Origin of the sequence: Chryseobacterium sp. S90 (assembly GCF_047444895.1) — a bacterium.
GTDB lineage: Bacteria > Bacteroidota > Bacteroidia > Flavobacteriales > Weeksellaceae > Chryseobacterium.
In genome coordinates this window covers 347,642-363,548 of sequence record NZ_JBLGCX010000004.1, presented here as the reverse complement: position 1 = coordinate 363,548, position 15,907 = coordinate 347,642, and the positions used below count along the sequence as shown (strand labels likewise).

Below are 15,907 nucleotides of genomic sequence, written 5' to 3'. Positions count from 1 at the left end.
TTTATTTAAATCTTAATCTTCAAATTCTTCTCTCAAAATACGTTTTACCTCTTCAATTGTTTCTTCTTCAAGGTCTACCATATTTAAAAGACTTTCAGTTTCTTTATCCAATACTGATTTTGCAGTTGTAAGTCCTACTTTCTTAAACTCATCCAAAATCCACTGCTCGATATCGTCATTAAATTCTCTCAATTCAACATCGTCATCCTCGCTGGACTCTCTGTATACATCAATTTCATATCCTGACAACCAAGAAGCCAGTCTAATATTCTGTCCTTGTTTTCCAATTACTTTAGAAATCTCTTCAACAGGAGTATATACTAATGCATAGTTCTGATCCTCATTGATGTCAATTTTATTGACAGTAACGTTTCCTAAAGCTCTCTTCACCAAAATCTCAGGGTTTTTAGACCACTGAATAACATCGATGTTTTCATTTCTCAACTCTCTTACAACCCCATGAATTCTGGATCCCTTAACACCTACACAGGCACCTACCGGATCAATTCTGTCATCATAAGCATCTACCGCAATCTTTGCCTTTTCACCAGGAATTCTTACTACTTTTTTCAGCATAATTGTTCCGTCCTGGATTTCAGGAATTTCCAGCTCTAATAATTTCTCAAGGAATTTAGGTGCAGTTCTGGAAATAATAATCTGTGGTTTAGAACCTTTAAAGTCTACTGTTTCAACAATAGCTCTGATATTCTCACCCTTTTTAAAGAAATCGGATGGGATCTGGTTTTCTTTTGGCAAAATAAATTCATTTCCTTCATCATCCAGCAAAATCACGTGCTTGTGACGGATATGATGGATTTCTCCCACAACTATTTCCCCAATTTTATCTCTAAACTGCTCGTACAGCATTGCATTATTGTGCTCCTGAAGTTTTGTAGCCAGAATCTGCTTAAGGGTAAGAATATTTCTTCTTCCCAATTGTGCAACAGGAATTTCCATTGTAAAGTCCTCACCTACTTCGAAGGTAGGATCAATCTTCTTTGCTTCAGAAATTTCAATTTCCAAATCATCATCTTCAGACATTTCGTCCTCTACAATTGTTTTATTTAAAAATATCTGAAAATCTCCTTTATCCGGGTTTACAATCACATCAAAATGATCATCTGAGTCAAATCTTTTTCTCAAAAGAGTCTTCAGTGAATCTTCAATAATTGCCATAAGATCAATTTTACTGATCCCCTTTTCGTCTTTAAAATCACCAAAGGATTCAATCAACGCTATATTATCCATCTATTCTTTTTTCTTTTTAAAATTTAATTACTACTAATGCTTTCTTGATGTCGGAGTAAGAAATTTCTTTCTCCTCTTCTACATCTACTTTTCCTTTTCCGATATCTTTCGGCTTACGGTAACGCAAAGTAAGTGTGATCTTTTCATCATCTACTTTTGACAATTCTCCCTCTATTTTAGAAGAATCTTCCAGCATCACCTCAATCTCTCTTCCAATGTTTTTACCGAACTGTCTTGGTGTGGATAATGGTTCGCTCAATCCGGCAGACATCACCTGAAGGCTGAAGTCATGCTCTTCACGATCCATATTGAATTCTATTGCACGGCTTGCATCAAGGCAGTCCTGCAGTGAAACTCCGTTATCACCATCTAAAATCACTGTAATATCATCCCCTGCAGAAATTTTAAGATCAATAAGAAACAGATCTTTTCTGGTTTCAAGGAATTCATTTAATAATTCATCAATTCTTTTTCTAAACTCCATATAATTTTATCTTGATTTACAGTACGAAAAAAGGCTTTCTTCCGAAGCCTTCCCATTTTTTCCCGTAAATCCATTGCAAATATACGCATTTTTTCCAAAAACACAAAATTATCTTAAGTATCAAGCAAATAGCGTCAGATTCATTTACAATAAATTAAAGGAATATGTCACAGGATTTTTATTACTTTTGTCTTTAGAATTTTAAAACAAACATTTTGAACATAACGATTGTAGGAACAGGTTATGTAGGACTAGTTACAGGAACTACTCTGGCAGAACTTGGTAATTCAGTATACTGTGTTGATATTGATGAAAAAAAAGTAGAAGGTTTGAAAAACGGCATTGTTCCCATCTATGAGCCGAATCTTGAAGAAATGTTTTTAAGAAACATCCAGTCTGAAAGATTATTTTTCACTACCGATCTTAAAGAAGCCTTAGACAAAAGTGAAGTTATATATCTGGCATTACCCACTCCTCCGGGAGAAGACGGCTCTGCAGATTTATCTTATGTACTTCAGGTAGCCAATAACATTGGTGAAATGATGACGGAATACAAAGTCGTTGTCAATAAAAGCACTGTTCCTGTGGGAACTGCGGACAGGGTAAGAGAAACCATCTCTTCCAAAACAAGCCTTCCATTTGATGTAGTTTCAAATCCTGAATTTTTAAGAGAAGGTTTTGCCGTTGAAGACTCTATGAATCCCTCAAGAGTAGTTGTAGGCGCCAGCTCAGAAAGAGCAAAAGACATCATGTCTAAAATTTACCAGCCTTTTACCAATATAGGAATTCCAATCATCTTTATGGATGAGAAGTCATCGGAGCTTACAAAATATGCTGCGAATTCATTTTTAGCAGTAAAGATCACTTTTATGAACGAAATTGCAAACTATTGCGAAAAAGTAGGTGCAGATGTTGATAAAGTAAGATTGGGAATGGGTAGTGATGACAGAATCGGACACAGATTCTTATTCCCGGGAATCGGATATGGAGGAAGCTGTTTTCCTAAAGATGTAAAAGCTCTTATAAAGTCCGGCAAGCAGGAAGATTTTAACTTTCAGATTCTTGAAGCTACTGAAAATGTAAATACCTCCCAAAAAGTAATTTTAGTTTCGGAAATAGAGAAGTATTTCGGCGGCAATATAAAAGGAAAGAAAATTGCCATGTGGGGACTTGCCTTTAAAGCCAATACAGATGACATCAGAGAAGCTTCATCTTTAGATAATATTGCTCTTTTATTAGAAAAGGGAGCAGAGGTCATAGCATATGACGCTGTTGCCGAAAGCAACGTTCAGAAACTCCTTGGCAGCAAAATACAATATGCCAAAGGAATGTATGATGCACTGGAAGATGTTGATGCATTATTTATTGCTACAGAATGGCCGGAGTTCAAAAATCCAAATTTTGAGCTTATGGCTAAAAAAATGAAAAACAAAGTCATTTTTGACGGCAGAAATATGTATCCGCTGGAAATCCCTGAACAAAATGGATTTCATTATAAAAGTATAGGAAGAAAGACCATCTCAAAATAAATCAATGAAAAACATTATCATTACAGGAGGTGCCGGCTTCATCGGCTCTCATGTTGTAAGAGAGTTTGTAAAAAACAATCCGGACATTACGATCATCAACCTTGATGCCCTTACCTACGCCGGAAATCTGGAAAACTTAAAGGACATAGAAAATGAACCTAATTATGTTTTCGAGAAAGCAGACATCACCCAGCCTGAAGAACTTAGAAAAGTTTTTGAAAAATACAATCCTGATGCTGTAGTACATCTGGCAGCAGAAAGTCATGTAGACAGAAGCATTACTGATCCTATGGCGTTTATCAACACCAATGTAAACGGAACAGCTAATCTTCTGAATCTTTGTAAGGAGTTTTGGACATTAAATCCTGACCACACTCATGGCAGATTCCCAAATGAAAAAAGAACCAACCTTTTCTACCATATTTCGACTGATGAAGTATATGGTAGCCTAGGGGATACAGGATTCTTTTTAGAGACGACATCCTATGACCCTCAATCTCCGTACTCTGCTTCAAAAGCTGCTTCTGACCACTTGGTAAGAGCTTATGGAAACACATATGGAATGCCATTTATCGTTTCTAATTGTTCAAACAATTATGGCCCTAATCACTTTCCTGAAAAACTGATCCCTCTTTGTATCTCAAATATCATCAATGAAAGACCTCTTCCTATTTATGGTGATGGGAAGTATACCAGAGACTGGTTATTTGTTATCGATCACGCCAAAGCGATTCATCAAATCTTTAAAGAAGCAAAAACTGGTGAGACTTACAATATCGGAGGATTCAATGAATGGCAGAATATTGATCTTGTAAAAGAGCTGATCAAGCAAATGGATGCTAAACTTGAAAAACCGGAAGGTTATTCTGAAAAACTGATTACGTTTGTAAAAGACAGACCTGGTCATGATAAGCGTTACGCCATTGATGCAACAAAATTGAATAAAGATCTAGGATGGAAACCTTCAGTAACATTTGAAGAAGGCTTAGGAAAGACTATCGACTGGTATCTTGAAAATAAAGAATGGCTTGAAAATGTAACCAGTGGAGATTATCAAAAGTATTACGAAAAGCAATATTCGTAATATGAAAAAGTATCTTTTTTTATTTTTCGCGATCTTCTCAGTTTTGTCATATTCTCAATCTGTCATCCAGACCAAGTTTCCCACTGAAACCCAAAAGAAACTTATTGATGAACTTATTGAAGTTTCTGGATATAATGACTCATTGATAAAAACAGGAAACTTATTATTGTTCAGGAAATCCATGCAACATGAAAATGGTAAAAATTTCGAAATATTAAATAAAGAAGAAAAGAAAATCATCCTTGATAGAATAAGACATAGTTATTCAAGAAAAGATAAACTCTATTTTGATTTTATGAATCTGACTGAAGAGAATCTGATCAGTTTGATTAAATTTTATAACGAAAATCCAAATTTGAAATCCAGCAATTATATATTTTCCTCAGATATTATAATTCATAATCTGGACAACGAAATCAGCCTTGAAGTCAATAAGATTTTAAAAGACAAATCCACAAAATAAAATGAAAGGAATAATATTAGCCGGAGGTTCCGGAACAAGACTTTACCCTCTTACCATTGCAGTAAGTAAGCAGCTGATGCCTGTTTACGATAAACCCATGATCTACTATCCGCTTTCCACACTACTTTTAGCAGGAATCAAAGATATTCTGATTATCACTACACCACACGACCAGGAAGGTTTTATCAAACTTTTGGGAGATGGCTCTCAAATTGGCTGTAATATAGAATACATTGTACAGCCAAGCCCCGATGGTCTGGCACAGGCATTTATTTTGGGAGATCAGTTTATCGGCAATGATTCAGCCGCACTGGTACTGGGCGATAATATTTTCTACGGTTCCGAAATGGGAACTTTACTGAAAAATAAAACCAATCCGAATGGAGGAGTTGTTTTTGCCTATCACGTTGCTGACCCGGAAAGATATGGTGTTGTAGAATTTGATAAAGATTTAAAAGCAGTTTCTATTGAAGAAAAACCTCTAAACCCTAAGTCAAATTATGCGGTACCCGGTCTTTACTTTTATGATAATGATGTGGTAGAAATTGCTAAAAACATCAAGCCTTCTGCAAGAGGCGAACTGGAAATCACCGATATCAATAATGTTTATCTAAAAAATGAAAAGCTTGAAGTAGCTGTTCTTGACAGAGGTACTGCATGGCTGGACACCGGAACTTTTGATTCTCTTCATGACGCTTCAGAATTTGTAAGTGTTATAGAAAAAAGACAAGGATTTAAAATCGGATGTATTGAAGAAATTGCCTTCAGGAACAAATTCATTAATGAAGAAAAACTGCTTGAAACTGCTGCAAAATATGGCAAAAGCGGTTATGGTGAATATCTGAAACAACTTATCGGAAAATAACAATTATAATTTATAAAATTCATAGACTATTGGCTTTATGGCCAATAGTTTTTGTTCATACCACCAATTATCAATATATTAGTTGTTGATTTTTAGTTTTATTTACCATGAAAATTTATAAACGAAGAGACAGAGTAAGAATTAATTATTATAAATTTGCAAAAACTTACACAGATGAATGAACCACAACAGAAGTGGACTGAGACGATTGATGCAGATCATTCGTTATTTGACTTGAAGCTAAAAGAAGTCTGGAGATACAAAGATCTTGTTTATATGTTTGTAAAAAGAGATTTTGTATCCAGTTTTAAGCAGACTATTTTAGGACCTATATGGTTTTTTATCAACCCCATTCTAACGACCATCGTATATCTGGTTATTTTTGGCAGAATTGCCAAACTTCCAACAGATGGAGCTCCGCCTCTTCTTTTTTATCTGGCAGGTGTTACCCTTTGGAATTATTTTTCTTCGTCTTTGCTGGCAACATCATCTACTTTTACCGGAAATGCAGGAATCTTTGGAAAAGTGTATTTTCCAAGACTTGTGACCCCGCTTTCAATTGTCATTTCTAATCTTATGCGATTTGGAGTACAGTTTGTCTTATTCATTCTGGCGTGGGCATATTATTACTATAAAGGGGAAGTTCATCCTAACATCTGGATTCTTGCAACTCCATTTCTTATACTTCTGATGGCGCTTTTCGCATTAGGTGTTGGAATGATATTTTCCTCACTTACTACGAAATATAAAGATTTGGCAATGCTATTAGGTTTTGGGGTAAGTTTATATATGTATGCTACACCGGTAATTTACCCGGTATCTTCATTGCCTGGCTTTTTTAAAAAATTAGCTTATTACAATCCATTGACAGGTATTTTTGAATGTTTCAAATATGCGTGGATCGGCGTGGGAGATTTCTCTCCGGCCATGCTTGGAATCAGTACTGGCATTATTCTTATCCTTTTAATGATAGGAATTGTTATCTTCAATAAAGTTGAAAAGAGCTTTATGGATACTGTATAATATTTACTAGTACCTTTTTATTAATTTTAAATCTTAAGAATATGCTGTCTTTAAAAGCAGAAAATATATCAAAACAATACCGTCTGGGACAAGTGGGTACAGGAACCCTTTCTCATGACCTTAACAGATTCTGGTATAAGGTAAGGGGAAAAGAAGATCCTTATCTGAAAATTGGAGAAACAAACGATAGAACTACAAAAGGAGATTCTGAATATGTGTGGTCTCTTCGTGATATTAATTTTGAGATCGAACAAGGAGATGCTGTTGGAATTATCGGAAGAAATGGAGCCGGAAAATCAACCTTACTAAAGGTTTTAAGCAAAGTTACAAAACCTACAACAGGTCATATTTCTACCAATGGAAGAATTGCCTCTCTATTAGAAGTAGGAACAGGATTCCATCCTGAAATGACAGGACGCGAAAATGTTTTTCTTAATGGAGCCATTTTAGGTATGACTCGTAAGGAAATCAAAAGAAAATTTGATGAAATTGTAGATTTCTCAGGTGTTGAACGATATATAGATACTCCTGTTAAAAGGTATTCTTCAGGAATGTATGTGCGTTTAGCCTTTGCTGTTGCAGCTCATCTGGAATCTGAAATCCTTATTGTAGATGAAGTTTTAGCTGTAGGTGATGCAGAGTTTCAGAAAAAATGTCTTGGAAAAATGAATGATGTAACGAGAGGAGAAGGCAGAACTATTCTTTTCGTTAGCCATAATATGACGGCCGTTAAAGAATTATGCACCAAAGGAATTCTTTTAACTCATGGGCAGATTGATTACCAGGGTGATATTCTCAGCACAATTATAGAATACCAAAAAAGCAGTGCAAGAGAAAGCTCCTATGTTTATAATGGAAATCTTGATGAAGCTATAGGTAATGAAAATATCAGAATAAAAGAATTTTCAGTATCTCCAATTAAAGGAAATCTGTTAGATATAGATTCCGGGGTGCATGTAAAACTTACTTTTCATAATTACTGCCCTGATATTACACTTGACACCACCTTTGAATTGAAAAATTACGATGAGTTGGTGATATTCCATGTTGGAAAATTTGTTTCAGGAAAAGGAGATTCAAAAGTAGGTGAATACACTGTAGAATTTGATATTCCGACAGGACTTTTGAATGCAGGAAATTATTATTTCAAACTTTACTTTGGAAAGGATCAGAAAACACTTCTATACGGAATTGATAATTTTATCGGATTTGAAGTAGAAAATGTAAAAGTAGGAGACATCATGTATGTCTATCCTGGAGTAACCAGACCTCAATTTGAATATAAAGTACAAACACCGTAATTGCTTCTAACATTCGTTTTATCATCTTATCAAAAACAACTTTATGACAGGCCCTCATATAATAAATTTGAATAAAATAGGTTCTCCCGAACTTGGATATATTACTATTTCTGAAACACAGAAAGATGTACCTTTTGATATTAAAAGGGTATATTGGACTTATTACACGCCACAAGATGTCAGCCGGGGAGGACACGCTCATAAAAACCTTCAACAACTAATTGTTGCCGTAGCAGGAACAATTACATTCAATACAGAAGATAAGGATGGAAAAAAAGAGATCTTCGTATTAGACAGCCCCAATACAGGTTTATATATTCCCAAATTAATATGGAGAGATATAAAGTTCAGCCACAGTGCTGTATTATTATGTCTGGCATCCGAACTATACGACGAGGATGACTATTTCAGAAATTATCAGGATTTTAAAAATTACCCAAATGAAATTTAATAATAAAAATGTCTCTATAAGTGATAAAGCCAGAATAGGCAAAAACGTAAAAATAGGTGACAATACTGTAATTTACGATAACGTTATTATTGGTGATAATTCTATTATTGCGAATGATTGCGTCATTGGAGAGCCGCTTAATGATTATTATTTTAAAGATGATTATGTAAATCCTGAAACTATAATTGGTGAAAATGCATTAATAAGAAGCCATACGATCTTATATGCAGGTTCCCGTTTTGGTAATAATTTTTCTACAGGGCACAGAGTTACGATAAGAGAAAACTCTGTTTTTGGCAATAACTGTAGATTAGGTACCGTAACAGACATACAGGGACATGTTACTTTTGGTAATAACTGCTGGCTTCACAGCAATGTTCATATAGGTCAAAAGTCAACCATAGGAAACTTTGTTTTTATTTATCCTTATGTAGTGCTTACTAATGATCCTACTCCTCCTTCTGATGTGTGTATAGGTGCTACCATCGGGGATTTTTCTCAGATAGCTGTAGGCACTGTTTTACTTCCGGGAACAACAATCGGGAAACATTGTCTGGTAGGAGCCCAATCACTGGTAGGAGGTAATTATGAAGATTATTCCCTAATTCTTGGAAATCCTGGAAAAAAAATCAAGGATGTCAGAGAAATGAAATCGAGAGAAACAGGAAAATCACATTATCCGTGGCCTTATAATTTTTCAAGAGGCTTACCTTGGGAAAAAGAAGGATTTGATGTGTGGAAAAAAGAAAACGGATACGAAAACGATTAATAAAACAATTGAAAACCAATAGTTTCAGATATGATATTTCTTTTCTGCGGGCATTTTCTGTACTCGCAGTTCTTTTCTATCATTATAAATTCCACTGGTTTAAGTCAGGATTTATCGGTGTTGACATATTTTTCGTTATTTCAGGTTTTTTAATGACCAAAATTATTTTGTCTTCTTTTGATAAAGGAAGTTTTAATATTTTAGATTTTTACAGAAGAAGAATTATTAGGATTATTCCTGCACTTTTGGGATTAGTTGTTACTTTCTCATTAGTAATATTCTTTTTCCTTCAACCGCAGATTGTCAATTTTTTCAGAAGTGCTTTTTCCAGCGTCCTGTTTTTTTCTAATATCTATTATTACTTAAACAACGGATACTTCGACTCGTCCTCTCAATACAACTTTCTATTACATTCATGGTCACTTTCCGTAGAATGGCAGTTTTATTTAATTTATCCGCTCATACTACTTCTCCTAAGAAAACTATATACAACTAAAAAGAACAGTTTTATTGCAGTCTTTTTAGCATTAGCCTTTATTTCATTTGGTGCTATGCTCATTCATAGCAGTTATGATCCTGACTTTTCTTTTTATATTTTTTATCCAAGGGCCTGGGAGATGATGTTGGGTGGACTTGCATTTCTATTGGAAGATAAAATGCAGCATATTCCGAAAAAAGTAAAGCTAGTCTTGGCTTTGGCTTCTCTTTCAGCAATAATATCTTTTATTTTTCTATTTCATGCTTCTTCATGGCCATCATTGTACACAACAATTCCGGTGTTCTTTACGGCACTGCTTATTAGTTTGAATTATGAATTCATAGCGTACAAAAATAAAGTAGTTACCTACTTGGGAAATATATCTTATTCCCTGTATCTCTATCACTGGCCTTTGTATGTATTGATCCTGTTTTTTGAAGTGGATGTCAGTTTGAAATATCGTGTTCTGGCAATATGTGTTTCATTTATTCTTGCTATACTTTCCTACGAGGGGATTGAAAAAAGAAATTATTCTGATAAGGCTAAGTCAGTTTTGACAGTGAGTCTGATTATATTTATTTTTTCATTCTCCATTACAAAAGTAGATGCTGAGAATTATACGGATGAAAATAAAAATCTGATCAATACTACCTCAAACTATAAATATAGTAAAAAAGCTGAAGATCAATATAAAATTGACACAAAACACCTTACCCATAAAAAAGACTATAAAACAATTATACAGAATTTAGATATTCCTGTTTCTGATAAAAAAAATGTTGTTCTTTTAGGAGACAGCCATGCAGGAATGTTTTCGGAAACAGTACATAATATTTTTTCTGATAAAAAAGATGTTAATCTCATTCAGATTACTGCTGATGCTACGTATCCGATGGAAAATTCTAAAGGGATTTATCCTAATCCTATCAACTATTTCAATTATATATTCAGGGAATATTTCCCAAGATATCATAAGGATATAGATCTTATTATCATTAATGCCAATTATTCCGGGTATCCTGAAAAAGAGATAAAAAATAACCTAAAAATAACCGAACAGTATTTTTCAAAATATAATGTGCCTACTATTTATATAGGCATGACCGATATTTATGTGATCGATTTTCCAACGTATTATTACATCAAGAAAAAGTATAATGCAAATATGTATACGGAAGCAAAAAAATCCAGTGAGACTGAAAAATTCAATACCTTCTTAACAAACTATTTGGGGGATAAGTATATTGATTTGCTCAACACAAATGTTAATCAAGTATCTTCAGAAAACTTTCCTTATATCTATGATACCAACCATTTAACACTATTTGGAACGGAACAATATAAAAATATCATATCACAGAAAATATACAAAACACTGAATTTCAACACAAATACACATAATTAAAGAGATGATTAAATTTTTAGACTTACAAAAAGTTAATTTAAAGCACCAAGAAGAAATAGAAACAAAACTTTCTCAGGTTTTCCGTTCCGGATGGTTTCTTATGGGCCAGGAGCTTTCATCTTTTGAAGGTAATCTTTCTCAATATATAGGAGCTAAACATGCTATTGGTGTAGCCAATGGTTTAGATGCCTTGCGCCTTATTCTGCGTGGATATATTGAAATGGGAATTATGGATCGTGGAGATGAAATCCTTGTACCGTCCAATACCTACATTGCCTCCATTCTTGCAATTTCAGACAATGGCCTGATTCCTGTTCTTGTAGAGCCTGATATTAATAATTATAATATTGACATCACAAAAATTGAAGAAAAAATCACTTCAAAAACAAAAGGAATCCTGATTGTTCATCTATACGGACGAACTGTTTTCTCAGATCAACTTAAAGATTTAGCAGAAAAACATCAGTTAAAATTAATAGAAGATAATGCTCAGGCTATCGGTGCAATATGGAATGGAAAAAAAACAGGCAATTTGGGAGATGCGGCCGGCTTCAGTTTTTATCCTGGAAAAAATCTGGGTGCTATTGGAGATGCAGGTGCCATCACAACCAATGATGATAATTTAGCAAAAGTAATCAGAGCATTGGCAAATTATGGATCTAATCAGAAGTATGTCAATATTTACCAGGGACTCAATTCAAGATTAGATGAAATTCAGGCTGCAGTTCTGGATGTTAAGTTAAAATATATTGATGAGGAAAATACGGTAAGAAAAAGTATTGCGAAAAAGTATATTGCAGAAATATCAAACCCAAAAATAATTCTTCCTGAAAACCCAGCAGATATAAATGAGCATGTTTGGCATTTATTTGTCATCAGAACAGAAAACCGTGATGAACTTCAAAAGTATTTAACTGAAAATGGTATTCAAACATTGATACACTATCCGATCCCACCTCATAAGCAGGAAGCCTATAAAGAATGGAATGACCAATCTTTCCCGATCAGTGAAAAAATCCATGAGGAAGTATTAAGTTTGCCTATCTCCCCTGTAATGACAGAGGAAGAAGTTGAAAAAGTAATAGAAATTGTAAATAGATTTTAAAGTTTTTTGATCAAAAAGCTTGAATTCAATAAAGTAAAATATCATGACAGAATTGCCTCTGGTTTCAATTTTATGCCTTAGTTACAATCAGGAACGGTTTGTAGTAGAATCTTTAGAAAGTTTCAAATCTCAAAATTATACAAATATTGAGATTCTGATCTGTGACGATTGCTCTAAAGACAATTCTGTAGAAGTCATCAATAATTGGATCCAAGATAATCCCCAACTGAATATTCAGTTTATTTCTCATTCTCAGAATAAGGGAATTTGCAAATCTTTGAATGAACTCCTGAACATCTCAAAAGGCAAGTATATTATAACCATAGCACTTGATGATCTTATGGAGCCTGATAAAATAGAAAGACATGTGGCTATTCTTGAAAAATCTTCTCCTAACGAAGCTCTGGTATTTTCAAATGCTCATATTATAGATGATAATTCAGTACGTTTTCAAAATACTTTTATTCCTTATTTTCACAGATATCTGAGTATTGAATCTGGAAACTTTTATAAAAGATTACTTGAAGATAATTTTCTTCCTGCAATGTCATGTGTCACCAAATCTTCTTTGATAAAAGAGATTGGAGGATGGGATGAAACATTAACTTTTGAGGATTACGATATGTGGTTAAGATTAAGCCAGAAATATGACTTCATTTATGATGACACCAAATCCTGCAGCTATAGAATGCACGCCACTAATTCTCATAAAAAGAAAAACTTTTTAGATGTATCATTCTTTGATATTTATCTGAAACACAAAGAAGAGCCTGAAATGAAAAAGAAAATTCTAAAACTTATTCATGAGGCTTATAAAGAAAACAAATTGACGGAAAGTCATAAAAAATACCTTAGAGAACTTGATAATAAAACACTTAGCGAGAAGTTAATTCTGAAGAATGTAGGTAAGTTTACTTACAATACAATGCTTTATCTTCAAAAAGTTTATTATAAAAGTTGGTAACATTATTCTTAAATCAATTATGAAAAAAATAAAACCCCTTGCATTCTATCTCCCTCAATACCATCCCGTCCCGGAAAATGACGAATGGTGGGGAAAAGGATTTACAGAATGGACGAATGTAGGAAAAGCCCAACCTTTGTTTGAAGGACACGAACAACCTATATACCCGGGAGATCTTGGATATTACGACCTGAGGGTTCCCGAAGTAAGAGAACAGCAGGCTCAGATGGCGAAAGACTATGGAGTACACGGATTTATCTATTATCACTACTGGTTTGGTAATGGCAAACAGCTATTGGAACGTGTTGCCAACGATGTTTTAAAATCAGGGAAACCGGATTTACCTTTTTGCTTCTGCTGGGCCAATGAAACATGGTCAGGGATATGGCACGGATTATCAGAAAAAATTCTGGCTAAACAGGTTTACCCAGACGAACAGGACTTAACTGCCCATTTCGAGTATCTTCTTCCCTTCTTCAAAGATAATAGATATATAAAAGTAGACAATAAGCCACTTTTAATCATCTATGATCCCAACCATTTAAATGATGGAGATCCACACTATATTTCCAGATTCAGAGAGCTTGCAAAAGAAAACGGATTTGATGGCTTATACGTCATGGCATCCAATAAACTTCGTGATGATTTTGATTTTAAATCTATGGGGTATGACAGTAAGATTTCTAACGCTTTTCAGAAAGCATGGATCCCTCATATTGATAAAAAAGAATATATCTCTCATTCTCAATATTATAAAAACAGGATAAAAGGATTAATCGGAATTAAGAAAAAAGAACAGCCTAAAGTCAGAATTCAGGATGCACAGGCAGTTGTAAATGACTTAAAGTTTGAAGAAAGCAACGTTCCTACCTATCCATGTATCCTGCCTAATTGGGACAATACTCCAAGAAGCGGTTATCGAGGCATTATACTTGCTAATAATTCCCCGGAAATATTTGAACAGCAGGTTGAAAAAGCCGCAAAATATCTTGAAGATAAAAAAGACTATCCTGAACAGTTTTTAATTGTTAAATCCTGGAACGAATGGGCAGAAGGAAATATTCTGGAACCGGATAGAAAACATGGTTTCGGATATCTGAATGCATTAAAAAAAATCTTGAATAAACACAGTCGAAATGAGTAAATTCAGCGTACTTATTGCCAATTACAATAATGGTCATTTTTTTGAAAAATGCTGCCAAAGCTTAGTTGCGCAGACTGAAACTGATTGGGAAGCTGTAATTCTGGATGACGGCTCTACCGATAACTCTCTTGAAGTTATCAAAAAAATCATAGGTAATGATTCCCGGTTTAAAATGCATCAGAATGACCAAAACAGGGGAATCGGATATACAAAAAGGAGATTAATAGATCTTGCCGAATCAGAGGTATGCGGTTTTCTGGACCCTGATGATGCTTTGGCTCCTCACTCTCTGGAAGTTGTTTTAAAAACACATTCCGAATACCCGGAAGCAGGTCTGGTTTACTCAAATTTTGTACGTTGTGATGAAAACCTTAATCCTCTGTCTGTTCATAAAGCCAAACAAATCACAGAACTGGACGAGTCTTACTATAATTTCAATGCAGAAATTTCACATTTTGTCACTTTCAAAAAGAAGATTTATGAAAAAACGTCAGGCATTGATCCTTTTTTAAAAATTGCTGAAGATAAAGACTGGTACATGAAAATGTGCGAAATAGCTCCAGTGAAATATATAGATGAAGATTTATATTTATACAGGATCCATGATAGTGGGATCTCTACGACCAAAAATGCAGAAAAAGCATTGTTCTGGCACTGGGTTGCCCTGATCAAAATGGCGGAAAGAAGAAACATCAGTGTTGAAGAACTTTTTCTTCAGAGCTATGTTCCGAAAAAGAAATATGACCAGGCGCTCAACCAATTGAATCATGTGAAAAATTCAAGATGGGCAAAATTGGGGAATACAATTGGACTTTTTAAAATCTTTAAAAAACTTTAAATCTGTTGATGTACTTAAAAGATTTAAAAACTAACATCTTAATTAGAAAAGAAGCATATGATTATTGGTAGTGGAATCCTGGCAAATGCCGTAAAACTTTATGATAAAGAGGATGTTGTTTTTTTTGCATCAGGAGTTTCCAATTCGTTGGAAAAGGCTCCTGCTGAATTTGAAAGAGAAATATCCCTGTTGAAATCGGTTATCAGCCAAAATCCGGATAAAAAGCTGATCTATTTCTCCACATGCAGTATTTATGATCCCACCAAAACCCACAGCCCTTATGTCATTCATAAAATTACGATTGAAAAAATAATAGCTGAGCATTGTTCAAGCTTTGTTATTTTCAGAGTAGGAAATGCTGTAGGTCGCGGAGGAAATCCCAATACGCTGATCAACTTTCTTAAAAACTCAATTCTATCGGAAAATAAACTTACGATTCACAGCAATGCAAGAAGAATTCTGATTGGTACAGATGATATTGCATCATTTGTCGGGAAATATATGCAAAACCTCAACAATGAGATTGTCAACCTGGCGTATCCTTACCAGTATTCATTACCGGAGATTTTGTCTCAGCTGGAGAATCATCTTGCAAAAAATGCAGATTATGAAACGGTGGATGAAGGTTCCTTTTATAATATAGAATTCAACAGCCTTACAGAAGATTTTTTCGCAGGTCTTTCTCCCGATGAATATCTGAAAAAACTCTATTCATCTTATTTATGATTGTCCTGAAAGATACCATTCTGTACCGGA

Annotated in this window: 16 protein-coding genes; 14 read left to right on the top strand and 2 right to left on the bottom strand. The window is 34.4% G+C overall.

The genetic code is table 11. The features are described 5' to 3' along the window. Nucleotides 1-12: 12 nt before the first annotated feature. On the bottom strand, nt 13-1,248 hold the full coding sequence (gene nusA / locus ACLMCG_RS13690; protein WP_047097519.1) for a transcription termination factor NusA: 1,236 nt from the start codon (nt 1,246-1,248) through the stop codon (nt 13-15). 16 nt (nt 1,249-1,264) lie between these two features. Continuing rightward, complete coding sequence (gene rimP, locus ACLMCG_RS13685) at nt 1,265-1,732, bottom strand: ribosome assembly cofactor RimP (RefSeq protein WP_142717170.1); 468 nt, start codon at nt 1,730-1,732, stop codon at nt 1,265-1,267. A 215-nt stretch (nt 1,733-1,947) separates the two neighbouring features. Here rimP and ACLMCG_RS13680 point away from each other — a divergent pair, with 215 nt between their 5' ends. From ACLMCG_RS13680 to ACLMCG_RS13615, 14 genes are all read left to right on the top strand, one after another. Beyond that, on the top strand, nt 1,948-3,261 hold the full coding sequence (locus ACLMCG_RS13680) for a UDP-glucose dehydrogenase family protein (protein WP_413959927.1): 1,314 nt from the start codon (nt 1,948-1,950) through the stop codon (nt 3,259-3,261). 4 nt (nt 3,262-3,265) lie between these two features. Beyond that, nucleotides 3,266-4,345: a dTDP-glucose 4,6-dehydratase gene (gene rfbB, locus ACLMCG_RS13675; protein ID WP_413959926.1), complete on the top strand. Its 1,080-nt coding sequence runs from the start codon at nt 3,266-3,268 to the stop codon at nt 4,343-4,345. A gap of 1 nt (nt 4,346) precedes the next feature. Beyond that, the gene (locus ACLMCG_RS13670) at nt 4,347-4,808 is read left to right on the top strand and encodes a hypothetical protein (protein WP_223598479.1); all 462 of its coding nucleotides are present in this window, start codon (nt 4,347-4,349) and stop codon (nt 4,806-4,808) included. Between the two features lies 1 nt (nt 4,809). Next, nucleotides 4,810-5,673 (top strand): glucose-1-phosphate thymidylyltransferase RfbA, encoded by an 864-nt coding sequence (gene rfbA / locus ACLMCG_RS13665; RefSeq protein WP_413959925.1) that lies wholly within the window; start codon nt 4,810-4,812, stop codon nt 5,671-5,673. Nucleotides 5,674-5,847: 174 nt separating this feature from the next. Further along, nucleotides 5,848-6,696 (top strand): ABC transporter permease, encoded by an 849-nt coding sequence (locus ACLMCG_RS13660; protein WP_223598477.1) that lies wholly within the window; start codon nt 5,848-5,850, stop codon nt 6,694-6,696. Nucleotides 6,697-6,737: 41 nt separating this feature from the next. Further along, a complete protein-coding gene (locus tag ACLMCG_RS13655; RefSeq protein WP_413959924.1) occupies nt 6,738-7,997 on the top strand; it encodes an ABC transporter ATP-binding protein in 1,260 nt (419 codons plus the stop codon). A gap of 43 nt (nt 7,998-8,040) precedes the next feature. After that, nucleotides 8,041-8,448 carry a sugar 3,4-ketoisomerase gene (locus ACLMCG_RS13650; protein ID WP_413959923.1) on the top strand — a complete coding sequence of 136 codons (408 nt, stop codon included), beginning with the start codon at nt 8,041-8,043 and terminating at the stop codon, nt 8,446-8,448. After that, a complete protein-coding gene (locus ACLMCG_RS13645) occupies nt 8,438-9,217 on the top strand; it encodes a DapH/DapD/GlmU-related protein (protein WP_413959922.1) in 780 nt (259 codons plus the stop codon). Before ACLMCG_RS13650 ends, ACLMCG_RS13645 begins: the two co-directional genes overlap by 11 nt. Before the next feature lie 8 nt (nt 9,218-9,225). Next, nucleotides 9,226-11,100: an acyltransferase family protein gene (locus tag ACLMCG_RS13640; protein ID WP_413959921.1), complete on the top strand. Its 1,875-nt coding sequence runs from the start codon at nt 9,226-9,228 to the stop codon at nt 11,098-11,100. A gap of 4 nt (nt 11,101-11,104) precedes the next feature. Then, nucleotides 11,105-12,205: a DegT/DnrJ/EryC1/StrS family aminotransferase gene (locus ACLMCG_RS13635; RefSeq protein WP_413959920.1), complete on the top strand. Its 1,101-nt coding sequence runs from the start codon at nt 11,105-11,107 to the stop codon at nt 12,203-12,205. A gap of 43 nt (nt 12,206-12,248) precedes the next feature. Next, nucleotides 12,249-13,169, top strand: a complete 921-nt coding sequence (locus tag ACLMCG_RS13630) for a glycosyltransferase (protein WP_413959919.1) — start codon at nt 12,249-12,251, stop codon at nt 13,167-13,169. 19 nt (nt 13,170-13,188) lie between these two features. After that, nucleotides 13,189-14,313, top strand: coding sequence for a glycoside hydrolase family 99-like domain-containing protein (locus ACLMCG_RS13625; RefSeq protein WP_413959918.1), 1,125 nt, complete (start codon nt 13,189-13,191; stop codon nt 14,311-14,313). Next, nucleotides 14,306-15,151: a glycosyltransferase family 2 protein gene (locus ACLMCG_RS13620; protein WP_413959917.1), complete on the top strand. Its 846-nt coding sequence runs from the start codon at nt 14,306-14,308 to the stop codon at nt 15,149-15,151. The genes ACLMCG_RS13625 and ACLMCG_RS13620 overlap by 8 nt, the downstream gene beginning before the upstream one ends. 57 nt (nt 15,152-15,208) lie before the next feature. Continuing rightward, a complete protein-coding gene (locus ACLMCG_RS13615) occupies nt 15,209-15,877 on the top strand; it encodes an NAD-dependent epimerase/dehydratase family protein (protein WP_413959916.1) in 669 nt (222 codons plus the stop codon). Nucleotides 15,878-15,907: the final 30 nt, after the last annotated feature.